At 69.0% G+C, this 23,719-nt stretch carries 22 protein-coding genes and 1 pseudogene; 13 read left to right on the top strand and 10 right to left on the bottom strand.

Translation table 11 applies throughout. The annotated features are described in order from the left end of the window. Positions 1–112: 112 nt before the first annotated feature. Together WMF29_RS08060 and WMF29_RS08055 are read left to right on the top strand one after the other, a co-directional pair. Positions 113–877, top strand: coding sequence for an SDR family oxidoreductase (locus WMF29_RS08060; RefSeq protein WP_437328282.1), 765 nt, complete (start codon positions 113–115; stop codon positions 875–877). A 247-nt stretch (positions 878–1,124) separates the two neighbouring features. Then, positions 1,125–3,092: a RecQ family ATP-dependent DNA helicase gene (locus tag WMF29_RS08055; RefSeq protein ID WP_437328281.1), complete on the top strand. Its 1,968-nt coding sequence runs from the start codon at positions 1,125–1,127 to the stop codon at positions 3,090–3,092. A gap of 99 nt (positions 3,093–3,191) precedes the next feature. On the opposite strand, the gene WMF29_RS08050 is transcribed toward WMF29_RS08055, so the two are convergent. The 3 genes from WMF29_RS08050 to WMF29_RS08040 all read right to left on the bottom strand — a co-directional run bounded on the left by WMF29_RS08050 (position 3,192) and on the right by WMF29_RS08040 (position 7,019). Next, positions 3,192–5,519, bottom strand: a complete 2,328-nt coding sequence (locus WMF29_RS08050) for a beta-L-arabinofuranosidase domain-containing protein (protein WP_437328280.1) — start codon at positions 5,517–5,519, stop codon at positions 3,192–3,194. Between the two features lie 119 nt (positions 5,520–5,638). Next, positions 5,639–5,848, bottom strand: coding sequence for a hypothetical protein (locus WMF29_RS08045; protein ID WP_437328279.1), 210 nt, complete (start codon positions 5,846–5,848; stop codon positions 5,639–5,641). Between the two features lie 994 nt (positions 5,849–6,842). Continuing rightward, positions 6,843–7,019 carry a hypothetical protein gene (locus WMF29_RS08040; RefSeq protein ID WP_437331265.1) on the bottom strand — a complete coding sequence of 59 codons (177 nt, stop codon included), beginning with the start codon at positions 7,017–7,019 and terminating at the stop codon, positions 6,843–6,845. On the opposite strand from WMF29_RS08040, the pseudogene WMF29_RS08035 reads away from it, so the two are divergent. From WMF29_RS08035 to WMF29_RS08020, 4 genes and pseudogenes are all read left to right on the top strand, one after another. Beyond that, positions 6,946–7,287: pseudogene (locus tag WMF29_RS08035) on the top strand (RCC1 domain-containing protein); the annotation flags it as partial. The gene WMF29_RS08040 and the pseudogene WMF29_RS08035 sit on opposite strands and share 74 nt — an antisense overlap. Positions 7,288–7,370: 83 nt before the next feature. Then, positions 7,371–7,658 (top strand): hypothetical protein, encoded by a 288-nt coding sequence (locus tag WMF29_RS08030; RefSeq protein WP_437328278.1) that lies wholly within the window; start codon positions 7,371–7,373, stop codon positions 7,656–7,658. 566 nt (positions 7,659–8,224) lie between these two features. Further along, a complete protein-coding gene (locus WMF29_RS08025; RefSeq protein ID WP_437328277.1) occupies positions 8,225–8,602 on the top strand; it encodes a hypothetical protein in 378 nt (125 codons plus the stop codon). A gap of 9 nt (positions 8,603–8,611) precedes the next feature. Continuing rightward, complete coding sequence (locus tag WMF29_RS08020) at positions 8,612–10,336, top strand: hypothetical protein (RefSeq protein WP_437328276.1); 1,725 nt, start codon at positions 8,612–8,614, stop codon at positions 10,334–10,336. Positions 10,337–10,578: 242 nt separating this feature from the next. Here WMF29_RS08020 and WMF29_RS08015 read toward each other — a convergent pair whose 3' ends face one another. Further along, entirely contained in the window at positions 10,579–11,379 is an 801-nt protein-coding gene (locus WMF29_RS08015) for a hypothetical protein (RefSeq protein ID WP_437328275.1), read from the bottom strand. A gap of 212 nt (positions 11,380–11,591) precedes the next feature. Further along, the gene (locus WMF29_RS08010) at positions 11,592–11,744 is read right to left on the bottom strand and encodes a hypothetical protein (protein WP_437280536.1); all 153 of its coding nucleotides are present in this window, start codon (positions 11,742–11,744) and stop codon (positions 11,592–11,594) included. 315 nt (positions 11,745–12,059) lie between these two features. On the opposite strand from WMF29_RS08010, the gene WMF29_RS08005 reads away from it, so the two are divergent. From WMF29_RS08005 to WMF29_RS07990, 4 genes are all read left to right on the top strand, one after another. Then, positions 12,060–12,788: a 2OG-Fe dioxygenase family protein gene (locus tag WMF29_RS08005; RefSeq protein WP_012234178.1), complete on the top strand. Its 729-nt coding sequence runs from the start codon at positions 12,060–12,062 to the stop codon at positions 12,786–12,788. 1,180 nt (positions 12,789–13,968) lie between these two features. Next, positions 13,969–14,388, top strand: a complete 420-nt coding sequence (locus WMF29_RS08000; protein ID WP_437306528.1) for an outer membrane protein assembly factor BamB family protein — start codon at positions 13,969–13,971, stop codon at positions 14,386–14,388. 41 nt (positions 14,389–14,429) lie between these two features. Then, a complete protein-coding gene (locus WMF29_RS07995) occupies positions 14,430–15,089 on the top strand; it encodes a transposase zinc-binding domain-containing protein (RefSeq protein WP_437328274.1) in 660 nt (219 codons plus the stop codon). A 112-nt stretch (positions 15,090–15,201) separates the two neighbouring features. Further along, entirely contained in the window at positions 15,202–15,378 is a 177-nt protein-coding gene (locus WMF29_RS07990) for an ATP-binding protein (RefSeq protein WP_437328273.1), read from the top strand. 26 nt (positions 15,379–15,404) lie between these two features. Here WMF29_RS07990 and WMF29_RS07985 read toward each other — a convergent pair whose 3' ends face one another. From WMF29_RS07985 to WMF29_RS07970, 4 genes are all read right to left on the bottom strand, one after another. Next, complete coding sequence (locus tag WMF29_RS07985; protein ID WP_437328272.1) at positions 15,405–16,346, bottom strand: MBL fold metallo-hydrolase; 942 nt, start codon at positions 16,344–16,346, stop codon at positions 15,405–15,407. Positions 16,347–16,350: 4 nt separating this feature from the next. Beyond that, a complete protein-coding gene (locus tag WMF29_RS07980) occupies positions 16,351–17,109 on the bottom strand; it encodes a hypothetical protein (protein ID WP_272102963.1) in 759 nt (252 codons plus the stop codon). Positions 17,110–17,176: 67 nt separating this feature from the next. Then, entirely contained in the window at positions 17,177–18,196 is a 1,020-nt protein-coding gene (locus tag WMF29_RS07975) for an NAD-dependent epimerase/dehydratase family protein (protein ID WP_437328271.1), read from the bottom strand. An 84-nt stretch (positions 18,197–18,280) separates the two neighbouring features. Further along, positions 18,281–18,829, bottom strand: a complete 549-nt coding sequence (locus tag WMF29_RS07970; RefSeq protein ID WP_272102961.1) for a TetR/AcrR family transcriptional regulator — start codon at positions 18,827–18,829, stop codon at positions 18,281–18,283. Between the two features lie 365 nt (positions 18,830–19,194). Between WMF29_RS07970 and WMF29_RS07965 the strand changes: the two genes are divergently transcribed. Continuing rightward, positions 19,195–19,752, top strand: coding sequence for a dihydrofolate reductase family protein (locus tag WMF29_RS07965; protein WP_437328270.1), 558 nt, complete (start codon positions 19,195–19,197; stop codon positions 19,750–19,752). 1 nt (position 19,753) lies between these two features. Here the strand turns inward: WMF29_RS07965 and WMF29_RS07960 are convergent, their stop codons facing one another. Next, a complete protein-coding gene (locus tag WMF29_RS07960; RefSeq protein WP_437328269.1) occupies positions 19,754–19,951 on the bottom strand; it encodes a hypothetical protein in 198 nt (65 codons plus the stop codon). A 1,259-nt stretch (positions 19,952–21,210) separates the two neighbouring features. Between WMF29_RS07960 and gdhA the strand changes: the two genes are divergently transcribed. Beyond that, complete coding sequence (gdhA, locus tag WMF29_RS07955; protein WP_437328268.1) at positions 21,211–22,560, top strand: NADP-specific glutamate dehydrogenase; 1,350 nt, start codon at positions 21,211–21,213, stop codon at positions 22,558–22,560. A gap of 98 nt (positions 22,561–22,658) precedes the next feature. Next, positions 22,659–23,021: a hypothetical protein gene (locus WMF29_RS07950; protein WP_437331264.1), complete on the top strand. Its 363-nt coding sequence runs from the start codon at positions 22,659–22,661 to the stop codon at positions 23,019–23,021. Positions 23,022–23,719 lie beyond the last annotated feature (698 nt).

Raw genomic sequence — 23,719 nt, 5'->3', positions numbered from 1 at the left:
GGGGCTGACGCGCTGGCTGGTGGCGGCGCCCTCTCCCCTCTTTCGAGCAGCAACGCTGACCGTCTGTCACTCGGCCCCTGGGACGCCGCGCGCCGGACAGGAGAGAAGGATCATGGGACGTTTGCAAGACAAGGTGGCTATCATCACGGGCGCAAGCGCTGGTATCGGCGAGGCCACCGCCAAGCTCTTCGCCGCCGAGGGGGCGAAGGTCGTCCTCGGGGCGCGGCGCGAGAGCGAGCTCGCACGCCTGGTGAACGAGATCGAGAAGAGCGGCGGGCGCGCCGCCGCGCTGGCCGGCGACGTGCGCTCGGAAGACTACGCCAAGGCCCTCGTGGCGCGGGCGACAGAGAAGTTCGGCAAGCTCGATATCGCCTTCAACAACGCGGGCGTCCTGGGCGAGGGTGGCCCCAGCACCGGGGTCTCCGAGGCCGGCTTTCGCGACACCCTCGCCGTGAACCTCACCGGCGCGTTCCTCGGCGCCAAGCACCAGATCCCCGCGATGCTGAAGCACGGCGGAGGGTCGGTCATCTTCACCTCGACCTTCGTCGGCTACACCGTCGCGTTCCCGGGCACCGCCGCGTACGCCGCGAGCAAGTCCGGCCTGATCGGCTTGACGCAGGCCCTCGCCGCCGAGTTCGGGCCGCAAGGCGTGCGGGTCAACGCGATCCTCCCGGGCGCCGTCGACACCGCGATGTACCACGAGGCGAACAGCACGAAGGAATCGCAGGCGTTCATCACGAGCCTCCACGCCCTCAAGCGCGTCGCGACCCCGGAGGAGGTGGCCCGCTCCGTGCTCTACTTCGCCTCGGACGACGCCTCCTTCGTCACCGGGACGGCCGCGCTGGTCGACGGCGGCCTCTCCATCACGCGCACCTGACCCGAGGAGGCGAGGGGGAGTCGGGGCGAGCCCCGCCGGGCCGACGTGAGGAGAGGCGGCCGCGCGGGCTCCTGCGCGCTTGCGGACACAAGCTCGCGACGTGCACCACCGAGGGCTTCGCGATGGAGCAGCACCTTGGCGGCAGGCGCCGTCATGCCGAGCGCTCCGGCGGCGGACCACTCGATCGTCGCGCGCAGCGCGCAACGGCGGTGTGTTCTTCGGCGCGAGCGAGGAGTAGGATGCCCCCTTGAACCAGCCCGCACCATCCGGCCCCGATCTGCTCGACGTCCTCGAGGCGCGGTTCAACTTCCGCGAGCTCCGCCCAGGCCAGCGCGCGGTCATGGATGCCTTGCTCTCGGGCCACAGCGCGCTCGCGGTCTTCCCGACAGGCGGCGGCAAATCGCTCTGCTACCAGCTCCCCGCGCTCCTGCTCGACGGGGTCACGATCGTCATCTCTCCGCTGATCGCGCTGATGAAGGATCAGATCGATTTCCTCAGCGCGCGCGGCATCGCCGCGGTCCGGCTCGATTCGTCGCTGTCAGCCGAGGGCGCGGCGGAGGCGCACAGGGATCTGCGCTCGGGCAAGACGAAGCTGCTCTACGTCGCCCCCGAGCGGTTCGTGAGCGAGCGGTTCATGGCTCTGCTGAAAGGGCTCAAGATCGCCATCTTCGCGGTGGACGAGGCCCACTGCATATCCGAGTGGGGACACAACTTCCGCCCCGACTACCTGAGGCTCGCGGACACCGCCCGGGCGCTCGGCGTGCCGCGCGTGCTCGCATTGACGGCCACCGCGACGCCCGGGGTCGTGCGCGACGTCTGCGCCACCTTCGGCATCCGCGAGGAGCACACGGTCATCACCGGCTTCTACCGACCGAACCTCGAGCTCCGCGCGACGGCGGTGAGCGCGACCGCGCGCGACCGGGTCCTGATTGAGCGCCTGCGATCCCGGCCGCCCGGCTCCACCATCGTCTATGTCACGCTCCAGAAGACCGCCGAGCACGTGGCCGAGAAGCTCGCTTCTGCGGGGCTGCCGGCGCGCGCATACCACGCCGGGATGGAGGCGGCGGAGCGCGCGCGCGTGCAGGACGACTGGATGCAGAGCGACCGCGGCATCGTGGTCGCCACCATTGCGTTCGGGATGGGGATCGACAAGCCCGACGTGCGTTATGTCGACCATTACAATCTCCCGAAGAGCCTCGAGAGTTATAGTCAGGAGATCGGCCGCGCCGGCAGGGATCAGGCGCGCTCGGTGGTCGAGGTCTTCGTGTGCGGCGACGATCTGCCGGTCCTCGAGAACTTCGCCTACGGCGACACGCCGACCGAGGACGCGCTCCACGGGGTGGTCGGCGCCGTGCTCGCCGCGCCCCAGGTGGAGCTCGGCCTGCACGCGCTGGGGGCGCGCCACGACGTCCGGCCGCTCGTGCTCCGCACCGCGCTGACCTACCTCGAGCTGATGGGCGCGGTCCGGCAGCTCACGCCATACTACGCCGGCTACGAGGTGCGGCTCCACCGCAGGCTCGAGGAGGTCATCGCGTCGGTGAAGGGCGAGCCGGCGCGGTTCCTCGAGGCGCTCTTCGGCCATGCGAGGAAGGGGCGAGTCCTGTACGCGATCGACCCGGCCGCCGCCGCCGCCGCGCTGGAGCAGCCGCGCGAGCGGGTGGTGCGCGCGCTCGAGTACCTCGAGCGGCAGGGGCTCGCGGAGCTCAAGGCGTCGGACATCCGGCACCGCTTCGTGCGCGTCGCCTCGACGGACGACGCGGGCGCCCTCGTCGGCGAGCTGCTCGCGCGCTTCGCGAGGCGCGAGGACGCCGAGATCGGGCGCGTGCGGCAGGTGATCGAGCTGCTCACCTCGGAGCGCTGTCACGCCGCCGCGCTCGCCGCGTACTTCGGCGAACGCCTCGACGCCGCGTGCGGGCGCTGCACCTTCTGCCGCGCCGGCGTCGCCGTGACGCTGCCGGAGCCGGCGCACGCGCCGCCGATGCCGGTGGGGCTCGACGTCGCCGCGTTCACGGCGCTGCGCGCTGCGCACGCGGGCGCCCTGGGCCATCCTCGCCAGGCGGCGCGTTTCCTCTGCGGCCTCTCGAGCCCGGCGACCACCCACGCCAAGCTCGCGCGCGATCCGCTCTTCGGCGTCCTCATCACGCGCCGGTTCGCCGAGGTGCTCGACTGGTGCGCCGGGCTCCCCCGCCTCGCCGGCGCCGCAGCGGCGACCTGACCAAGGCCAGCTCCGCCCGCAAACGGCTCGACCAACGGGCAATTCCCCCAGGCGACGCGCCATCCAGCGAGCTGCTCCGGGCCGGCGGCGCTGCGGCGCCTAACGACGTTTCCCCCGGCGCCACGCGACCAGGCCAAGGCCGAGCAGCGCGGCGAAGTGCCAGCGTTCCGACGAATCACGACCGACACTGCAGGAACAACCCGAACTGCCCTGGTCCGTGGTGCCACCATCCGCGCCCCCCGATCCACCGGAGCTGCCCTCGGACGCGCCGCCGGTCGCACCGCTGCCGGTCGAGCTGCTGGCGGTCGAGCCGCTGCCGGTCGAGCCGCTGCCGGTCGAGCTGCTGGCGGTCGAACCGCTGCCAGCCGATCCGACGCTATCCGAAGACGAGACGCTATCGCACAGCGTGCCAGCTCCAGGAGCGGGCGAGCATTCGCCGGCGTCCGGGATGTTTTCGCCCGCCGTCCCCGTGAGACGGAAGTAGATGCCGTACCTGTCTGCGTACCGCTGATAGTGCGGAGTGAACGTCAACGTGTTATTGGAATCTGTGTTCCGCAGCGTGAATTCCGCCTTGCCCGGGGTTTGAACCAAGTTGTTCTCGATGTCGGCGATCCACTCGTTGATCGTGACGCCGTTGTTGATGCCGATGGTGTCTTTGATGACGACACCAGCGGGAATGGTAGCCTTCTCGGATGCCCACTGGGGCTCCGACAGCATCTTCTCCGTCCCGAGGCCGGCGCTCAAGACGACCGGTCCGTAGACGAACGCCACCGCGTTGGGGTTGTCGGGGAGCCTCGACACCTTCACCTCCATTGGCAGCGTGAGCTCCACCTTGTCTCCGGGCTTCCAGGTGCGACCTACCGTGAGGTAGCCGTTCGCCTCCGTCGCGTCGCATGCCTGACCGTTGACCGTGATCGTCACGGGCTGGCACCGAGCAACCCAGGAGGGCTTTCTGAAGTTGATCGTGACCGCATCGGCCGGGGCGGCGGTAATCTCGAAAACCGCCTTGTCGGAGAGCGGGAAATTCGAGGTCTGCTTCAACGACAGCCCCCGCGCGGACCAGGACAACGTCGAGCTGAGGAACATGTTGACGTACAGATCCGTGTCGTCATGGAAGTACAAGCTGTCATTGAGCTTGGTGTAGTTTTCCATGCCGGTTCCGTTGCAGCACCAGAAAGTGTCCTCCGGTTTGCCGAACACCTTGAAGTACCCTGTTCCCATCGGCTTGAAGTAGGTCGTCATTCCGTTCGTCGGATTGACGGCAGACATGATTTCGTTGAGGTGGGTCTGCTCGTAGTAGTCGGCGTACTTGACGTCCCCCGTGGCTTTGAAGAGCCCTCTCGAGAGCTTCAGCATGTTGTACGCGTTGCACGTCTCGTTGTTCACATTGTCCCGTTGCGCGTCCAGCTTCCCGGGCTCGTGAAAGTGCTCGAGCTGGCTATTCCCACCGGTGACGTAGGTGTGATCCCTCAGCACGATGGTCCAGAACTTTTCTGCCGCGGAGTAGTAGAAGCTCTCCGCTTCGCCCAGCGTCCGATAGCGGTTCAGGGCGCCGATGAACTTGGGGATCTGCGTATTGGCGTGCTTGCCTGGCAGGATGTTGTTGCCTTGAGAAATCGGAGTGAAGAGCGAGTCCTCGTCGAAGATGTGGGCTGCCGCCAGGTGATTGGCGTTGTTCGTCAGCTTGTACAGATCGTACAGGCAGTCGTTCATGCCGCCGTACTCGACGCCCAGGACCTTCCTTCGCAGGTCCGCGTTCCAGGTTGAGCTGCGATTGTACGTCCAGTCCCCCAGCTTGCTCGCGATTTCGAGGGCCGTCGCATTTCCTTCGAACTTGTAGACGTCGATGAGGCCCGCGATGATCTTGTGCATCGTGTACCATGGCGCCCAGCTGGAGCCGCTGGCCTTCCCCTCGACGACGTCGAAGTGCGTCTCCGGCGACGCGAACAGGTATCCTTTGGGACTCGCGTCTTGAAATGATTTCAATTGACCGATCGTGTAGTCGATCTTCTGCGCGATGGCGGCGCTCTGCTCCGCGTCGGAGCCGTTGAGCTGCTTGTACGCTTGCGCCATGGCGGACATGTAGTGGCCTATCGTGTGCCCGCGCAGGAGGCTCCAGCCACCCTCCCACCCGCCGTAGAGAGTGAGGCCGGGCGAATTCCCAGGGTCCTTCCCTTGCGACACCGCCTTGAAGCCTGCCAGAAGTCGGTTGGGGTCGAGGCTCATGATGTACGCGATCTCTTTCGAAGAGATGTTCTGGTAGTACGCGTCGGTGACGCTCACCTCGTCCAGCTCGAACTCCTGCAGCTTCTCGACGGGGTCCGCGGCGGACGCCACCCCTGGAGCGAGGGCTCCGAACAGGAGCGAAACAGTCAACGCGGTGGCGCCCGAGAGCGAGCGCCGGTACTGCAGGATTCTCTTGCTCATGACAGATCCTTTCAGATCTCGGATGCGTTGTATCCAGGAAGCTCAAGACGAGACTACGCCGCGCCACACAGCGACGAGGTCTCCTCTTTGTCCACTCAGCAGCCGTCGCACCATCGCGATCAAGCGCTGCTCAGGCCGCTCTTCGGGGTTGGTGAATCAACCATGTGATCGATGCCGATGGGCCGCGTGCTGACGAGGAACACCGCGCCGCGGGCGAAGAACGTGCCCGCGAGCGTCACCAGGAACGGGGGCAGAGGAAACCGATGGATCAGGTGCCCCGTCATCGCGCAGAACGAGACAGACGCCGCGAGGCGTCGTGATCCGGCCACGTCGCCAGCACAGCCGGATCTAAGAATCGTCTCCGGTGAACAGCACTCGAGATGTCACGACAGCCGCCGAACAAGCGCGGTATGCCGTGTTCTCTGGTGGAGCCCCCTCGGCCCGATGCCAATCCCCATCGTTCAGCGATCGCTTCCGCGACCACCGAGCGAACAGAGCTGGTACAAAAAATCGATCAGACGACGAAGGCCTCGGTACGCATGGCGACCCGAGCAAGTCGCAGCAACAGGGATACCCTTCGGCGGGAATGTGAACGATCACATGGCTACCGTCAATGCCAAACGACGGGTCTGTAAGTGCCTCGATCCCGAGGGATCAGGAGGCTGGCGGGCTCCTCCGGAGCGCCGCGGCTAGAGGCAATGCCGGTCAGTTGAGCGCTTCGCGGACCGGTGGCGCCCTGTAATTTCGGGCACTTGCGCGGGCGCTGGCCGCCAGCGGCCGCCTTGACTGACCGGCATTGCGGCTAGAGGGGCGGGCGCCTTACCTCGATCATCGCCGGCCCCATCGACGAGCTCGAAGCCGATCGGCGCATCGGCGGCTGGCGCGCGGCGACCGCATCGCCAGCTCGAGGTCGCGCCGCCGCGCGCCGGTGTGGCGGCGCTGCAGCGCCTGCGTAACCGCGGCCCGATGCCCATCCTTCTCGACGCGGCGCTCCGGGAGGAGACCTGTCTGCCCTCAGAGCGCGAGGGCGGTCGCCGGCGGTCGTTTCGAATTGACCGTCGATTTGTGAACGTTCACATTTATCTCGAGGTAGCTGCGGAAGGTCGTCGCGGATGACATCCGCGATGCGGTTCGTTCCGCTCCCGCTCGCCCAGAGAAGGGAAATGTCCATGCGAAGAAGCGGTAGTGACGTGATCCCCCCTGGCAGCGAGGCCGTCAGCCGTGTCTTCGGTGCACCGCGTGACCTCGTCGTCGAGGTCTGGACGAACGCCGAGCACGCGTCTGCCACGCGGGCGTGCGCACCTGCAACGCGCAGGGCACGGGCTATGGCTGGTGCACCGACCAGAGGGTGCCCGACGAGGTGGAGTGGTGCGCGAGCCCCCAGGACGAGAACTGCGACGGGCTGGTGAACCCCGCCTGCGCGCCGGTGACGCTGGCGGCGGGGAGCGCGCACTCGCTCGCGGTGCGCTCCGACGGCACGATCTGGGGCTGGGGCGACAACGGCGATTACCAGGTCAGCGTCTGCCAGAACGCCGGGGTCTATGGAGATCCGTTCTTCGTCCAGGAGCTGAGCGGCGTGACCGACGTCGCCGCGGGTTACGGGCACTCGCTGGCCCTGCTCGCGGACGGCACCGTCCGGGCCTGGGGCACCAACTACGGCGGCCAGCTCGGGACCACCACGACCATCCCCGATCTCGTCGTGGTGCCCGGCCTCGACCAGGTGATCGACGTGGCGGCGGGGCGATATCACTCGATGGCGCTGCGGTCGGACGGCACGGTCTGGACCTGGGGCGATAGCTCCTCCGGCCAGCTCGGGGACGGCACCGTCGGCTGGCGCGCGACCCCGGCGGGATGGGGCACTCGCTGGCGCTGCGCTCGGACGGCACCGCCCGGGCCTGGGGGAGCAACGGCAGCGGGCAGCTCGGCAACCCGGGCTATTCGTGGTCGCAGCCGCATCCCACCCCGGTGCCCGTGCTCCTCGACCAGATCACCGCCATCGCCGCGGGCGACATGTACGCGCTGGCGCTGCGCGCCGACGGGACCCGCTGGGCCTGGGGCGACAACGACAGCGGGCAGCTCGGCTACCACGATGTAGGATCGTCCGTCGGGGTCCCGGTGGAGGTGTGGCCGCACTGGTGAGCGCGGTGTTGCCGAGCCAGCTCATTGATGGCCATGAAGACCGCTTGGATGATGGCCATCATTGCGCGGCTGCACGCCCACCACGGACGCGATGGTGCGGGCGTACTCGGGCGCGTCAAGGGTGCGCTACCTGCCGGTCGCCGCTACGCGCCCTTGGTCCGCCCTGCGTGCGCCCGCTGGGTGGCGCCCCGGGTGATGGGCATACGGATGCCACCGGAGGGGGTTCCAGGCTCCGGATGGCAGCAAGAAGTCGGCTCACAAGGTGCCGCCAAAGGCCCATCTATGGGTTGCTGTACGGTGGGACCGGTGATGCCGCGAGCCCTTCACCGCGGGCGACGCGGCGGCGCAGAGCGCCCCGTTGGGCCACACCGGAGCCGCCCTCGGCGGCGAAGCAGGCGGAAACTATGAAAATCGCTGCTATTTCCAGCGACCACTCGCTAACACCAAACGCCCCCGAGCCCTTCGGAGCGTTCACCGACGACTTCCGCCTCAACGCATGATCGACGCCTGAGCCCGGCTGCTGCGGGCTCTCGTCGCTGTGGGATGCTTGTTGTGAGGAGGGGACGATGGCGACGGACACGGCGACGACCCAGGCGAGCGAGGCGCCGCAGCAGGCGTGGATACGCTGGCAGCGCGAGCATGCGGACGTGCTGGAGGGGGCGACACGATCGCAGCAAGTCCTGCTGGAGGCGGCGGTGCGGTTCGTGGCCGTCATCGCGGCCCAGCCGATCCTGCTGCGCATAGCAGCCTATTTTCTCCTGCATGCTCAGATGGGCCTGACCGCGGCCCAAGTGGGCGCGGCGGTGGGCCGCACCACGCCGGGCATCGACAATCCGAGCCCCGGATGGCAACAAGCGATGAACCAGGGCGCGCCGACGAGGAGCGCGAGGAGCCTCATGAACCCACGCAATGCAGCGAACATGCGGGTGCAGATGCCGCGCTGAGGGCCCACCATGGAGATTTCTCTTTTCGCCATCGAGACCCTCGCCCGCCGTGGCATCGTCCGCAGCGAGGCGCGTCGGGTCGGACGCGATCGACTGGAAAAGTTGCTGCGTCTGAACGGGCTTCCCACCCACGAGGCGCTGTTCGCCGCCGAGGCTGCGATCGGCGGCTTCGCCGGCTCGGACCGCGCGCGGGACCCGCTGGAGCTTGCGAGCGGCGGTTCCTTCGATCCCCCATCGCGAGATTGGTGGGAGATCCTCCTCGGCCCAGCGGCGCTGCTGGAACGCAACATGACGAGGGCGCTGTCCCGCGCCGGCTGTTGGCCCATCGGGATCAGCGCGCCTTTCGCAGCATTCGCGGGGCTCGATCCGTACCTGCACGTCTCACATGACCGCGCGGAACGCTCGCTGGGAATGGTCGACGTCCTGCTGAGCGACGACGGAACGGTCTCCGTGGAGGGCTCTTCGACGGGATACGCACTGGTGCCCTACGCAACGTCCCCCGTGATCCTGGTCGAGAAGCTCGCGCGCTTCCTCGACATCGCGCAGCGCGGCCTCCACCACCTGCGCCTCGAAGCCCGCCCGCGCACTGGCGCCCGGCTCGCGGAGGCGCTCGGCGCCCGGCCTGTGGTGGTGGCGAGCGATGCCTACCACACGGTCTGGGACGCCGAGGATCTTGTCATCCTCGACGGGCACCCCTCGGGCGCCGCTCCGGACCGGACGCTCGTCTTCGCCAGGTCGGTCGAGCGGCTCGCCCGGGCAGTCGAAGCGCTCGCGGGCTCGCCGGCGGTCGCGGCGATCGCGTGCGACGAGGTCACTGTGGCTCTTCGCGATCCGGGCGAAGCCCCTGCGCCAGCGAGCCGCGGGCTCGTGCCCGTCGGCCTGGACCGGCCCGAGGAGCGGGGAGCGCTGCGCATCGAGCGCACCGCATCAGGCGCCTCCCTCGTCCAGGAGCGCGACTTCGCCGGGCGTGTGCTCGAGCGCCACGAGCTCCCGCCGGTGGGCGATCGGCTCGCGCACACGCGATGGATGCTCGCTGCCGAGGGGTCTCGGGGCGTGCTCACCGACCGCGCGGTAAACGCCCTGCGCGCGCGGGGGGTACTCAGGGATCCGCAGCGCGCCGCCTCGCGCGCCCGCCTCGAGGAGCTGCTCGCACCTCACGGCGTCGTGGCCAGCGAGTCGCTGCTCGCGTTCGAGCAGCACGCGGGCGGCCTCTGTGTATCCCGCGACCAGGGAGAGCACACCTGGCTGGGCCCCGCGCTCGAGCTCGAGGGCGGCGTCCTGCCCCGCGGCGGGTTGGTGCCGATCGGCGCCTTCTCCAGGGGTCTGTACTTCATGGCCGCCGACGGCGCGATCCTCGCCGACGACGGCGTGATGGAGCGCTTCGTCTTCGCGGATTCGTGGCGTATCTTCCTGGAGCGGTTCGCCCTGGGGCACGAGGCCCCGGACGTGATCCCGGGGTGGCCGGCCCGCCATCGCGCGAGCCTTTCCGAGGACGTGGGCGAGGCGCTGGCGCGGGCTCTCGGCGTCCCGCGCGCACCCGAGCTCAGCGACCGGACGCAGTCGTTCTGGACGAGCGACGACCTGGTGATCTGGTCGACGCCCGCCTACCTCGAGTTCAGCGTGTCCCCCTGTATCCTCTACGCGGACGAACCTGCGGTGATCGAGCAGGCGCTCGCATGGATCCAGGCGAACCACCCTGAGCTGAGCATCGAGCGGAGCGAGGCCATGCGCTGATCGAGCGCCGGCACCGGCGGCCCACCCTGTTCCTGCCGCCGCAGACTGTGGAATGAACGCGGCCCGGTTGACGACGCGGCGGCGGAGGGCGCCCCGTTGGGCCACATCGGAGTCACCGGTCGGACTGCTGATCAGAGGCGTACTGCGCAGGCTTGAGCGGCCCAGCCCCGCAGGGCCCCGACTCCCTCGGTCGATCACGCTCGCGCCGGCCCCTCCGGCGCGTGCGTTGCCCATGCCCGCTCTCAGACGCGGGCTGCAGAGGCGGCGTCCTGCTGCAAGCGGGCGATCAGCGTCACCAGCACATCGAACGACATCACGGCATTCGAGTGCATGGTGTGGAACACCCTGCCATCCACATCCAGAATCTGCGACCGCTCTGCCCAGAGGTTGGATGCGACGTCGGCAATGCGTTCGATCGCGATGGTCTTCCCCTCGATCGTGAGGTGGCCGCGGGTGAGTTCGATCCTCTGCATCGGATGGTTCATGTTGCGGGAGGCGAACAGGGTTTTGGACAACGCCACGCTGTCGGGCAGAGCCCGGAAGCCGACCGAGCGACCGGCCTGAAGCTCGTGGTAGAGCCGCTCCCCGCGCTGCTCTACATGGCGCATCCGCAACGTCTTGCTCAGCTCGGCATAGCGCGAGGTGCGTGCTCCAATGAAGACCCACGGCGCCTGTGGTGTCGCTCGGTAGCCGATACCGCCGAAGTAAAACGTGTAGAGATCCTCGATGTCGGCGTAGAAGTCGGTCCGGGTGCCTTTGCGCTCCCGAGCCTGAATCGCGTTCTGGTGCAGCACGAACACGGGCTGCGAGCCCACGACCCACCACGTGCCAAGCGCGATCACGACGCCCAGCGCGATCGCCCCGTAGCCAGCGCGATACAGCACCGACACATCCCCCTCGAACCGCACCGTGCTGCCCGGCCCTGGTACCAGGGACAGCACCAGGGCGCCCGCACCGGCGAGCAGCGCTGCCAGAAACCATCCGGTAAAAAGAAGCGAACGACTCTTGCCGTAGGTGCCGATTACATCGCCTGGATTGTGCATGCTTCCATCCCTAGGTGTCGACGGTACCACCGTTGCCCCAGTCGCTCCCGAACACGGCGCGCGCGCCACTAGGGCTGGGCACGGTGTGCGGCCCGGCCCCTTCGAGGTGCCCTCCGCAATATCCCATGTCACGATGAGCCCGATGGCGGCATTGCCGCCGGGACTGGGATCGTAGACAGCCCCGCTCCAGGTGTCGTGACCGTTCACCATGCTCAGCGACGCGTGGCCGTACGGCTCCAGGCGCCGCCCGAGCAGAAGTCAAACGTCGTCACGACGTCCTTCGTCCCGGCGCCGACGTGGTAGCGGATGAGGTCCTTGCCGTCAACGTGGAACAGGACATCGGGATCAGATGTGTGCGAGTACACGCCACGCAGTTGGCCAAGCAGGTCGGCGTCACCCAGCCCACCTGTCGAAGTGGCTGCGCGAGGCCCATCGTACAGCGATGACCACCAAGACCAAGGCGCCGGAGCCTCCGGCGCATCCCGTTCCCGGAGCCCGCACCCGTGTACGACGTCTCCATCGGCCCGAACGGCGCGCTCTGGATCGTCACTCCGCGCTCGGTTGCCCGCGTGGCTGAGGGAGGGTGGCGGGTCTATCAGCGGCCCGCGCGACCGCCGAAGCCCGCGCTGCGCAGGTGCAGCGCGGGCAGCGCGGCCGGCTGCCTGGTAAACTCGCAGGCGATGGAACTCACGCCCGCCTTCACTTATCCCGCGCAGGTGCCCGTGCTGCTGCGCCAGCAGGGCTATGCGGTGCTCAGCCCGCAGGGCGTCGCCGAGCTCACGGGCTGCGACCTGGGCGAGCTGCATGCGCTGCGGCCCTCCTGGGACGACCTGCCGCCGGACCGCTACCTCAAGGACGGCGGGCGCTACCGCAGCCGGCGGCACTCGTGCTTCGTGGTCGAAGGCGGCGCGGTGCGCCAGGCGCCGCGTCGCGCGCACTGGCAGCCCGTCGAATACAACGCGCTGCACGGCGGCATGCAGCGGTGGTTCGAGCCGATGCAGCCGCAGGTGGTGGATCCGCCCGCCTGGGCGCGCCTGCTGCGTGCGCTCGGGCAGGTCGCTTCCGGCCGCAAGGGCGAGCAGCCCTGGTTCGTCGAGGCGCACCAGTTCCGCATCGATACGCAAGGGGGGATCGGCCGCCCCACGCCGGAAGGCGCGCACCGCGACGGCGTGGATCTCGTGGCGGTGTTCCTCGTCGGGCGTGAGGGCATCAAGGGTGGCGAGACGCGGGTCTTCCAGGCGGACGGGCCCGCAGGCCAGCGATTCACGCTCACCGAGCCGTGGAGCCTGCTGTTGCTGGACGACGAGCGCGTGATCCACGAGACGACGCCCATCCAGCCCGCCGGCGAGCTCGGCCATCGCGACACGCTGGTGCTGACGTACCGCGCGGGCGGCTTCCAGGGCGCCTGAAGCGGCGGAGAGCGGCGCGCTGCTCTGGTACCACGAGGGTGGTGAAGTCTCGTCCAGGCAATGGCGCGACGTCGTCGAGGTACTCCGAGTCAGCGGAGCCGAGATCAACGACCACCATCTCGGCACGCGGGCTGAGCAGCCTCGCGTCGATGACCTCCTCACGCGCGCGCAAGCGGAGGCCGCTTTGAAGCTCGGCTCGCAATAACCTGCTTGAGAGATGGACCTCGCACCCGGATCGCGCTGTTCGACGCGACCCGGCTCGCCGCCGCCTTCGAGCTCGGCCGTCATTGCCACGCCGCCTGCGCGTGCGCGCGTGCCGAGGAGCGCTGCTGACCGACATCGCCCGCCCCGCTCCGTCACGATCGCTGTATCCTGCCGATCTCCTCCGCCGATCCACACGGCCAGCCCTCGCGCAGCCCAAGGCGGTCGTCTCCCTGCGTGTCGCCGAATCATGCCCTCCCGACGCACCTGCGCTGCCGTCCTCGCCTCGCTCGCCGCGGCCCGCTGCGTCCCCGCCCCGACGCTCGCCCCGGCTCCGGCGGCCGCCGGCCCCGGGCGCAGGCGGCGCGGCACACGCGGCGGGGACGGTGGCAAACCAGATGAGCGGCTTGCCGCCTGTGTATCCGAGGGCGACGAGCTCGGGATCGCCCGGCTGATGCTCGGCGGCGTACTCGGACGCGAACGCGGCGTTCGCCATCCAGAACGGCGTGATGTTGGCGAACTCCGTCCGGATCTGCGCCAGCGCGGCGCCGTTCACGTTGGCCATCGTGGAGCGCGAGCACGGCGCGCTCCTCGGCCAGCCGCCGGGAGCGCGGCTCGATAGAAGCACATGGCCTGATCTTGCGTCGGTGCAGTGTCTTTCATCGAAGCCCGGGAGGCGGAGGAGAGTAGAGCGAACGCGGGCGACCTGTCGATCTTCCGCGAGCGGCCCCGAGCCCTCCGCGAGCGGAGCCACCCCCGCGCTCTCCGAGGTGTTCCGATAGACTACCATTGCGCCGGAGGAGCGCAGCGAGGAGCCGCTTGAGATGAGCTCGCTCCCCGCATCACCTTTCCGCCAGGAGCCCATGCGAGCTCGCATCTTCGCCGTGCGCGCGGCTCGCGACCCCGCACGTGCTCGCAGCTTGCCGCGCCGCCCCCCCGCTGATAGCTCGCTGGACGCAATCAGGAAGCGAGGGGACGTATGAGCGAATACCGAACAATCGCGGCGGCGCCGGTGCTGGTGGCGGCGTTCCGGGATCAGATCTTCGGCGTCGACCCGGCCACCGGGCGCGTGCTCTGGGAGTACAAGCAGGCCGGGGTCGGTTTCTCTTCCACAGCGCTCCTGATCACGCCTGCGGCGATCTACGCGGCGAGCTTCAGCCGCGTCGCCTGTCTGCATTACCCGACGGGCGAGCTGCTCTGGGAGGTGAAGGCCGCCACGCAGGGCCGCGCCACGCTCCTCCTGGAGGGAGACCGGCTCTTCGTCGCCAAGCAGGGCGAGGTGGAGTGTTTCTCGCTCACCGGCAAGAGCCTCTGGCACAACCAGTTCAAGAGCAAGGGGATGGGCCCGGTCGCCCTGGGCGTGCCGGACAATGTGGCGCAGCCGGACGACAAGGACTGACGCCCCCCCGGCGCCACGCCGCCCGCGCCTCCCGCGACAACGTGGAGACGCTGTACGGGGCCATCGACGACGGCGCCATCGCCGTCCGGACACCCAAGCACGCGAAGAAGGAGCTCGAAGCCTACCTCGACTGCGGACTGCTCTGCCGCGGGTTCGCGCGGCTCCGGTGCGAGCGCTGCGAAGAGAGTCGGCTGGTGGCCTTCAGCTGTAAAGGACGCGGCTTCTGCCCGTCGTGTCTGGGCCGACGCATGTGTGCCACGGCGGCGAACCTGATCGAGGACGTCCTGCCCGAGGTGGCGCACCGTCCGTGGGTGTTGACGTTTCCGTTTCCGTGGCGGCGCAGGCTCGCCCAGGACGGGGCGTCGTTCGGCGTGCTGACCCGCATCTTCGTCGAGAGCGTGGAGCGGTTCTACGAAGAGCGCGCCGCGCGCCGAGGCGCGTGCGGCGCGGTAAAAAGCGGCGCGATGACCGTTGTGCGCCGCAAGGCGCTCGGTGACGCCGTAGAGCGTCTCGCGACGCGCCTCCCGGGCCAGACCAACGCCCGGACGGACACGTATGCCCACGGCACGCCGATGCGCCTCTTAGCGCGCGCGGCGCCGCCCGAACCACCTCTTTCGACCCAGGACCGAGCCCATCACGACGCTCGCGGCCCGCCTTTCGATTTGCTGCGCTACGCTTCCTCGCGCTGCGATCCGGCTTGATTTGCCTACGCGCTACGGCGTACAGCGTCAATTCAGAACGCGGCGCGGGAACGAGGCTGCGAGATGGGTTCGGCGAAGGGCGGGGTGGAGACGCGAGGTGCAAGCCGCCGGGGTGACTGCCGAGCGTGGTGCGGGGCGAGCACGATGGTGGAGGCAGGGCTCCGGCACGGGCCTGGGCCTGTGCATGGTCGAGCGGCTCGTCACGCTGTATGGCGGAATGATCGACGTCCGGATCGAGCTCGATGTCGGGACGACGTTCAGCGTCGTGTTGCCGTTCGCGAGCGCGTAGGAGCGACCTCCCTCCGGCGCTCGATCCTAGCGGCCGAGCAAGATCCGTTGCTCTCCCGGCGCGAGGATGTGGACCTTCCCAGGCGCGATCCGCCGGGCCGCCATCACGCGCTTGAGCTCGGAGACCGCCTGGCCGGGCTCGTCCGAGGAGTTGATGAACGTGTCGAAATGGATCGGCACCACCCATTTCGCGCCCAACTCTTCGCAGGCCTCTAGCGCCTCTGCCGGGTCCACGTGGCGCGAGTGCATGAAATCGCGCGGCCCGATCGGCGCGATCGGCATCAGCGCGAGATCGATCGCGGGGAACCGCGCCCGCGTCTCCGTGAACACCTTGCGATCGTAAGCGGTGTCCCCGCCGAAGTAGACGGTGACCCCATGATATTCCACGACGTACCCCGTGAATCCACCCCAGCCGAGGGCGATGTCGACTCCGTAGCGGCCTCCCCCGTGCTTCACCGGGACGGCGGTGATCCGCAGCCCGTCGTGCTCCCAGCGCTGCCACGTGGAGAGCTCGATCGTGTCGAACGCGAAATCGGGCACGTAGGGGAGGGCGCCGCGGGGGACAAAGAGCACCGGTGTCTTCTCCTCGATCATCTCGAGCGAGCCGAGCGACAGGTGATCGAAGTGCGTGTGCGAGACCAGCACCGCCGAGAGGGGCGGCACGTGCTCCGGGTCCAGGCCCGGCTCGACGAGCCGCGCGGAGAGGAGGCCCACGGTCGAGGTGAAGACCGGATCCGTGAGGATCTGCTTGTCGTCGATCTGGACGAGCGCCGTCGCGTGGCCGACCCAGAGGACGGCCAGGCGCGCGTCTTTGCGGTAGGGCTCTCGCACCTTGTTGGCGACGGGCGCCGGGCCGCCGAACAGCGCGCCCGTGTTGCCTGACAGGACGCGCCCCGGCATGCTGTTGCAGGACAGCGCCGAGGCGGCGAGGAGCGCCATGAGAGCGGTGGAGCTTGCCGCGCGGAGCATGGGGTCAGAAGTACCTGAGGTTGAGCGTCAACGTGGTCCCGCGCAGCGCGCGCGTCGGAGAGTAGGCGACCTGCACGCCGATGACACCGAAGAGCGTGTAGAGGCCGGCCTCGTACGCCGCCGCGACCTCGCCGCCGAGCGTGAAGGCGGAGCCGCCGAGCGAGCAGGAGAGGTACTCTCCGCGGTGGAGCAGGGGGAAGTAGGCGCGCACACCGCCAGTCAGCTGCACGTGATCTTCGATGCCGGCGCCGGAGAAGAGGTATTCGGGCGTGACATGGATCTCGAGCGCTCCGGCATGCCGCGCGAGCGGCTCGGCGAGGAGGCTGCGCCAGGGAGACAGCCTCCGATTTCTGCCGAAGGAGTAGAGCAGTGGGGTGAGCTGCCAGCGCAGGCCGAAGCGCGTGTCGTCGGCGTAGAGGTGCCAGGTGGGGCTCGGAATGAGCTGCGACGCGGCCCAGGCGAGGTTGGGGCTTATCCCCGCCTCCGCGAGGCTCTGCGTCTCCGCGGCGCGGGCGGGGGAGCCCCAGGCGAGCGCGCCTGCCAGCGCGGCGCCGGCGAGCGAGCGCCGGAGCGCTGTCGCGGGGCCGCCGCGCGCAATGCAGGGCAACCGAGCGCCCGCAGCCGCCCGCAGCCGCCCGCAGGCGCTTGCCGAGCACCGCGAGGATGGCGAGGGCGCGACGTTGCCCGAAGCGAGCGCGGTGGCATTCTCCTCGGCGCGATGGCAGCTCGCTCTCGCCACCGTGCGCCCTCTTGCCTTCTCCATCTTCTCTCTTATTCTCTGCCAGCCGCTGTCACCCTCACGGAGAACCAGTACAGGCACCGACCGCGCCTCAATGCGCGAGCGCGGGGCTCTCGCCGCTCCGCCGAACGGCGCTGCCATGGACCCGGAGCGCGGCGAGGCCTTCCGCGCGGCTCCGCACGGCGCGGTAGCCAATCTCCTTCTTCGCCCGAGCAGACGAGAGGTGAAGCGTTTGCCCGAGGAGCCGCACGTCCTCGAGTGTGAGCGGTGGGCGCCGTCGCGGCGCGAACCACCCGAAGAGGTTGGTGAGGAGCCACCCGAACAGCACCGCCAGGGGGAGGGGTACGGACCAGGCCTTCGCGTCCACGCCGCGCGTCGCCATGAGCTCCGTCAAGAAGGTGCGCATCGGCGTGACCTCGTCGTCGGTCACGAAATACGCGCGCCCGCCGACGTCACTGCGCACTGCGCAGCTCACCGCTTCGGCGACATTGTCGACGTGGGCGACGCTGTAGAGGTGTTTGCCCCCGCCGACGTAGGCGAAGCGCCCGGCGCGGAAGGCCTCCGCGATGATATCAAGGGTCTGCGCGTCCGGGCCCCAGATCATCGGTGGGCGGAGGCTCACGGTGCGCATCGCGGGGCTGTCTGCCTCGAGCACCATCGCCTCGGCGAGCGCTTTCGTCGCGCTGTACGGCAAGGAGCGGTCGACCCTGGGCGGGAGAGCGTCCTCCTCCCCTTCGCTCGGCCGAGAGCCCTCGATGACAACCGACGCAGCCCCGAGGTAGATGAAGCGGCGGACGCCGGCCGCGCGCGCCGCTGCGAGCAAGCCGCCGGTGCCCTCGACGTTGGTGCGGGCGTGCTCGCCCCAGCGCAGGGCCGAGGTGAGGGACGCGGCCGCGTGCACCACGACCGCGGCGCCCGTGCAACCCTCGGTGAGCGCGGCGGCGTCGTGGAGGTCGCCGCGGACGGGCTCGGCGCCGAGAGCGGCGAGCTTGGCAGCACTGGCGGCGCTTCGCGCGAGGGCACGGACGCGGTACTCACGCGCGATGAGCGCACGGACGATGGCGCGGCCCACGAAGCCGCTGCCTCCGGTGACGAACACGGTCTCTGCCATGACGAATCTCTCCTGTTCGGGCCCGCTCCGGCGCGCCCTCCAGGATCATCTATAGCATCGCTACACGACTTGTCTATAGCGGTGCTACAATTGGTCGGCGATCGCTTGGAACACCGCGTCGAGCGCCCCCGCCGAGGTGGCGCGGCTCGGTGGTGCGCCGGAAGGGCTGGCGACGATGCTCAGCGCGAGGCCCTGGACGACGGCCCAGACGTGCTCGGCAGCGCGCTCGATCGGCACGCGCAGGGCGCCCGCCCTGGCGCAACGCTCGAGGCGGTGCCGCATCAGGGCGTAGCTCGGCTCGAATATCGACGGCTGCTCGATGCCGCGCGCCATCAACGCGGCCGTGACGGAGGGGTGGGCCTGCACGAATTCGAGCACGTGCTCGCAGCCCGTGCGGAGATCCGCGACGGGGTCGTCTGTCGGCGTGAGCGCCCGTTTCTTCGCCATGAACTTCTCGAGCGCGACGGCGTGGACCGCAGCCACGAGCCCGTCCCGGCTGCCGAAGTGGTGGTAGAGGGTCGGCATCGTCACGCCGGCCTCCTCGCACACCCGCCGCGTCGTGAGCGCTGCTGGGCCTTCGCTCTCGAGTACCCGGTACGCTACGGCGAGCAACTTATCCTTGACGTCGGCCATCGCCGTCAGGCTAGCACAGCTAGCCTCTGGCAGCTCCTCGCGACCCGGAGGCAGCCCGACGGCGCGCTGAACGAGACCGCGCGGGCGACGGTCTCGGCCGTCGATGTGCGCTATGCGACGGCGTTTACGTGGATTGACCCTGGGCGATGAGGGCGACCTACTTGGCCGCGATGCTCGCCAGGGCCTGGGCGATGCGCGGCGGCGCCCGGACCACGCTCTTTCGACCCAGGACCGAGCCATCACGACGTGCTTTTCGACTACACGGACTCGAGAGTCTTGCGAGATGACAAAGCCGGAGAGCCTCGCGGTGCGCATTGCACTACCGGAACATTGACCGATGCCTCGTTCCGAAGGAGACTCGCCGCATGGGACTGCTGACCTTCTCCATCAACGTCACCCTGGACGGCTGCGTCGACCACCAGGAGGGGATCGTCGACGACGAGACGCACGCCCTCTTCACCCGCCTCCTGGACGAGAGCGGCGCGATGCTGTGGGGCCGCGTCACCTACGAGATGATGGAGAGCTACTGGCCGGCGGTCGCCCGCGGCGGCGAGGAGGCGCCTCCGGCGCTGCGCGAGTGGGCGGTCAAGCTGGAGACCAAGCCGAAGTACGTGGTGTCGTCCACGCGCAAGGACTTCCCGTGGACCAACAGCCACCCCATCGCCGGCGATCTGCGCATGGGCGTGCAGAAGCTCAAGGACGCGACCCCGGCCGGCGTGCTCCTCGGCAGCGGCAAGCTCGCGACCGAGCTGGATCGGCTGGATCTCATCGACGAGTACAAGCTCCTCGTCCACCCCAGGCTCGCCGGCCACGGCCCGACCCTGTACCAGAGCGGGCTGCCCGCCACGCGGCGGCTCGAGCTGGTCTCGGCCAAGCCGCTCCGCTGCGGCGCGGTGGCGATGCACTACCGGCGCGCGCGCTGACTCAGAGGAGCCCCATCGCGCCCAGCTCGCGGGCCAGCGCGTCGTCGCCCCAGGCGGACGTGACGTACTCGCAGAAGCGGTAGAACGCGTCCTCGAGGCACAGTCCGAAAATCGCTGCTGTTTCCAGCGACCACTCGCCATCGACCGGCTTCTCTAGCGGGACTGTTCCGCGGTGGCGAACCGTCGCGAACCGTCGCATCCCTGGGGATTTGGGGAGGGCGTGACGACGGATCGCAGCCCCTCGGAAGGCATGGGCCCAACCCGGGCCCAAGGGCCAAGCCCTAGGTCCGGGGAGATCGCCCTGACCGACCAGTCGCGTCGCGCCGCCGTTGTCGCCTCGCTCGCCAGCACCCTGAGCTGCGCCGTTGCCCTCGGGGATGAGGTGGCGGCCCGGGTCGTTCACGGGGCGATCGGCCGGCTGCTCGGGCTGCCGGTGGCATCGGAGGGGTGAGCAAGTTTGGACTGAACGTCGAGCCCGCCGCTCGCGTCAACTCGCTGCCGGAGCCTTGCCGCTCGCCCACGCCCGCAGGCTCTGCTGAGATCGCCCGCGCGTGGTGCTTGCGTGCCGAAGCGCCCCGGAGGCCTCCGGCAAAGTGCTGTCGGCATGCAGCAGTCCTGTGCCGGGGAGGCAAGCGCGAGGGCGTGCGCGGGCGATCCACCTCTCTCCGCGATGATGCCTGGCGACGCCCTGGCGCAACTGCGGAGGCTCAGTAGGGTACAGCTATACGGTAGGATGCCTTCCGCTTGGTGCTACGTCGCGGCAATCCCGGGCGTTTCAGGCGTGGAAGACCTGCCTGATCGCATAAGGCCCGTTCTGTCAATGAGTTCGTACGTCGGACTGCACGAGTCAGGAACGGCTCCGAGAATCTTCTTTGCGGAAGGCGTTTGCTTGTCCTATCCGCACCGGCGATAGCTGCTCTCGGCACCGGCCGCAGGCGGCGTGACCCTGGTCTGGCGAGCCGACGCTCACCGTCCCGATCACGGACATACCGTCTGGCGCTGCCGCCCTCCTCCTGCTGGACGTCACCGACGGGACGAGCAGGAGAGTCGCCTTCAGGGCTTCGCGCGCAGCGGGCACAGTGGAGCCTCCGCCTCGCAGCGCAGCCTCGTTAGCGCATCTTGCGATGAGGCCGTGCGGGGCGGTTTCGCCGAAGCAGAGCTCGAAGGCCGCCGCGGCTTGGGCCGTCGCCGCCCCCTTCCTCTCTCGCCTGAGCGCCGTAAGCTCGGTCACTAGTGCTCTCAACAATGCTCGACGCCATGCGATGTCAAGGGCGAACCCGCCACGCCCGCGTCAGGTGACAGAAGGTCCCTTTGCGGTCCGCCTCCCTCCTGAATTACACTGCATCAACAATTTAACACCGATACTGCCCCGGTGGGCGGGCTGCATACTCCGAACAACCGTGGGCGATGGCGACGACGACTGCACCGCGCGCCGCGCCGGTGTATACCCCCCTCGACATGGTGCATTTGGACGAGAAAGTTGAGTCACTCTTCGAGCAGATCGTTCGCCGCAACCCCGGCGAATCGGAGTTCCACCAGGCGGTCCGTGAGGTCCTCGAGTCCCTCGGCCCGGTGCTCTCCAAGCATCCCGAGCTGACGCGGCACAAGATCATCGAGCGCATCTGTGAGCCCGAGCGCCAGGTGATCTTCCGCGTGCCGTGGGTCGACGACCGCGGCGAGGTGCAGCTGAACCGCGGCTTCCGTGTGCAGGTGAACAGCGCGCTCGGTCCCTACAAGGGCGGCCTCCGTTTCCACCCGACGGTCTACCTCGGGACCATCAAGTTCCTCGGCTTCGAGCAGGTCTTCAAGAACGCGCTCACCGGGATGCCGATCGGCGGCGGCAAGGGCGGCGCGGACTTCGACCCCAAGGGGAAGTCCGAAGGCGAGATCATGCGCTTCTGCCAGAGCTTCATGACCGAGCTCCACCGCCACCTCGGCGAGCACACCGACGTGCCGGCGGGCGACATCGGCGTGGGCGAGCGCGAGCTCGGGTACATGTTCGGGCAGTACAAGCGCCTCACGAACCGCTACGAGTCGGGCGTGCTCACCGGCAAGGGCCTCGCGTGGGGCGGCTCGCTGGTGCGCAAGGAGGCGACCGGCTATGGCGCCGTCTACTTCGTCGCCGACATGCTGCGGGTGCGCGGCGAGAAGCTCACGGACAAGACGTGCGTGGTGTCGGGCTCGGGCAACGTCGCGCTCTACGCGAGCCAGAAGCTGGAGCAGCTCGGGGCCCACGTCGTTGCGTGCTCGGACTCGAGCGGCTACGTGCACGACCCCGACGGCATCGATCTCGCGCTGCTCAAGCAAGTGAAGGAGGTCGAACGCGCTCGCATCAGCGAGTACGCGACGCGGCGCGGCCGGCGCTCGCGCTTCGTGCCGGGCGGCAATGTCTGGGAGGTGCCGTGCCAGATCGCCCTCCCCTGCGCGACGCAGAACGAGCTGAACGCGCGCGACGCGGCGACGCTGGTGAAAAACGGATGCCGCGCCGTCGCCGAGGGCGCGAACATGCCCACCACGCCCGACGGCGTGCGCGTCTTCCTCGAGTCCGGGGTAGCGTTCGGCCCCGGCAAGGCGGCGAACGCCGGCGGCGTGGCGACCTCGGCGCTCGAGATGCAGCAGAATGCGAGCCGCGACTCGTGGTCGTTCGAGCACACCGAAAAGCGGCTCGCCGAGATCATGACGAACATCCATCGCACGTGCTACGACACGGCGGAGGAGCTCGGCGTGTCGGGCAACTATGTGGTGGGCGCGAACGTCGCGGGGTTTCTGCGGGTCGCGCGCGCCATGATCGCGCTCGGCGTGATCTGACGGCGGGCCGCAAGGGAAAGAAGACCGCGCACGAGGCGGTCAGCTGGGATTCACCACCACCTGGTACTGACATCCCGTCGACAGCACGCATCGGATCGATGCCCTCCCGCGTGGCGCAGGGGCAGGCTCTCTGTGACTCCTGGTGCGCGCGGCGGCCGAGCGCTCCTCGGCGCGCGGGGCGGGCGAGCGGCGGGACGGATCTGCGTCCGCCGTGGGCGCCGGAGGCCGGCTGGAATGTACGGCAGTTCCTCTGGGCGCCCAGGCTGCTGTGTCACGGTATCCAGCGGCTGACCCTGCTCCGGGACACGCTCATCCTGTCGGGCGCGGGCGTGGGCGGCGGGTCGCTGGTCTACGCCAGCACCCTCCTCGTGCCTCCCCTCGAGGCCTCCTCGCCTCCCCTCGAGGCCTTCTCGGGCCCGGGCTCGATGTCCTCGAGTGCCCAACTTGCAAGGGGCGAATGAAGCTCGTCGCCATGGTGACCGAGCCCCGGAACATCGTCCGCTTCCTCTGTGCGCTCGGCGAGCCGACCGATGTTCCAGCACGCTCTCCCAACCGGGGACCACCGTACTGGAAAAGCACCGTTGTGAGCCGCAAGGCGCTCGGTGACGCCGTAGAGCGTCTCGCGACGCGCCTCCCGGGCCAGACCAACGCCCGGACGGACACGTGTGCCCACGGCACGCCGTTGCGCCCCTTAGCGCGCGGCGCCGCCCGGACCACGCTCTTTCGACCCAGGACCGAGCCATCGCGACGCTCGCGGTCCCACCCTTTCGCTCTGCCGCGCTACACTTCCTCGCGCTGCGATCTGGCTTGACTTGCCTATGCGCCTACTGGGATAGGCTTTTAGCGGACCCGCCAACGAGCAGGTCCTCGATGGCCTACAAGCGCTGCTCGCGAGCGAAAGTTTCTGAGGTCGAACCAGGCGCTGCGGCAGACGGCGGGGGCAGGTAGGCTTTCCCAGATTCGTAGCTCACTCGGCCCCCGCCGCTGCTGATCTTCGTCGTTGGGCAGAAAGAGACTGCCGAGCGGTCATCGACCGGTTTTGCTGGCGGGACGATTCCGCGGGGGCGAACCGTCGCGATCCGTCGGATGCCCCGGGATTTTGGGAGGGCGTGACGACGGATCGCAGCCCCTCGGAAGGCGTGGGCCCAACCCGGGCCCA

This window comes from Sorangium sp. So ce381 (assembly GCF_051473845.1).
GTDB classification, from domain to species: domain Bacteria; phylum Myxococcota_A; class Polyangia; order Polyangiales; family Polyangiaceae; genus Sorangium; species Sorangium atrum.
The sequence above is the reverse complement of the archived record's forward strand: the minus strand, read 5'-3'. Positions and strand labels throughout refer to the sequence as shown.

Coding starts and splice junctions, on each gene's coding strand:
- WMF29_RS08060 (WP_437328282.1), top strand. CDS start 113: ATGGGACGTTTGCAAGACAAGGTGGCTATCATCACGGGCGCAAGCGCT.
- WMF29_RS08050 (WP_437328280.1), bottom strand. CDS start 5,519: ATGAGCAAGAGAATCCTGCAGTACCGGCGCTCGCTCTCGGGCGCCACC.
- WMF29_RS08030 (WP_437328278.1), top strand. CDS start 7,371: ATGGGGCACTCGCTGGCGCTGCGCTCGGACGGCACCGCCCGGGCCTGG.
- WMF29_RS08025 (WP_437328277.1), top strand. CDS start 8,225: ATGGCGACGGACACGGCGACGACCCAGGCGAGCGAGGCGCCGCAGCAG.
- WMF29_RS08020 (WP_437328276.1), top strand. CDS start 8,612: ATGGAGATTTCTCTTTTCGCCATCGAGACCCTCGCCCGCCGTGGCATC.
- WMF29_RS08015 (WP_437328275.1), bottom strand. CDS start 11,379: ATGCACAATCCAGGCGATGTAATCGGCACCTACGGCAAGAGTCGTTCG.
- WMF29_RS08005 (WP_012234178.1), top strand. CDS start 12,060: ATGGAACTCACGCCCGCCTTCACTTATCCCGCGCAGGTGCCCGTGCTG.
- WMF29_RS08000 (WP_437306528.1), top strand. CDS start 13,969: ATGAGCGAATACCGAACAATCGCGGCGGCGCCGGTGCTGGTGGCGGCG.
- WMF29_RS07985 (WP_437328272.1), bottom strand. CDS start 16,346: ATGCTCCGCGCGGCAAGCTCCACCGCTCTCATGGCGCTCCTCGCCGCC.
- WMF29_RS07980 (WP_272102963.1), bottom strand. CDS start 17,109: ATGGAGAAGGCAAGAGGGCGCACGGTGGCGAGAGCGAGCTGCCATCGC.
- WMF29_RS07975 (WP_437328271.1), bottom strand. CDS start 18,196: ATGGCAGAGACCGTGTTCGTCACCGGAGGCAGCGGCTTCGTGGGCCGC.
- WMF29_RS07970 (WP_272102961.1), bottom strand. CDS start 18,829: ATGGCCGACGTCAAGGATAAGTTGCTCGCCGTAGCGTACCGGGTACTC.
- WMF29_RS07965 (WP_437328270.1), top strand. CDS start 19,195: ATGGGACTGCTGACCTTCTCCATCAACGTCACCCTGGACGGCTGCGTC.
- WMF29_RS07960 (WP_437328269.1), bottom strand. CDS start 19,951: ATGCGACGGTTCGCGACGGTTCGCCACCGCGGAACAGTCCCGCTAGAG.
- gdhA (WP_437328268.1), top strand. CDS start 21,211: ATGGTGCATTTGGACGAGAAAGTTGAGTCACTCTTCGAGCAGATCGTT.
- WMF29_RS07950 (WP_437331264.1), top strand. CDS start 22,659: ATGCCCTCCCGCGTGGCGCAGGGGCAGGCTCTCTGTGACTCCTGGTGC.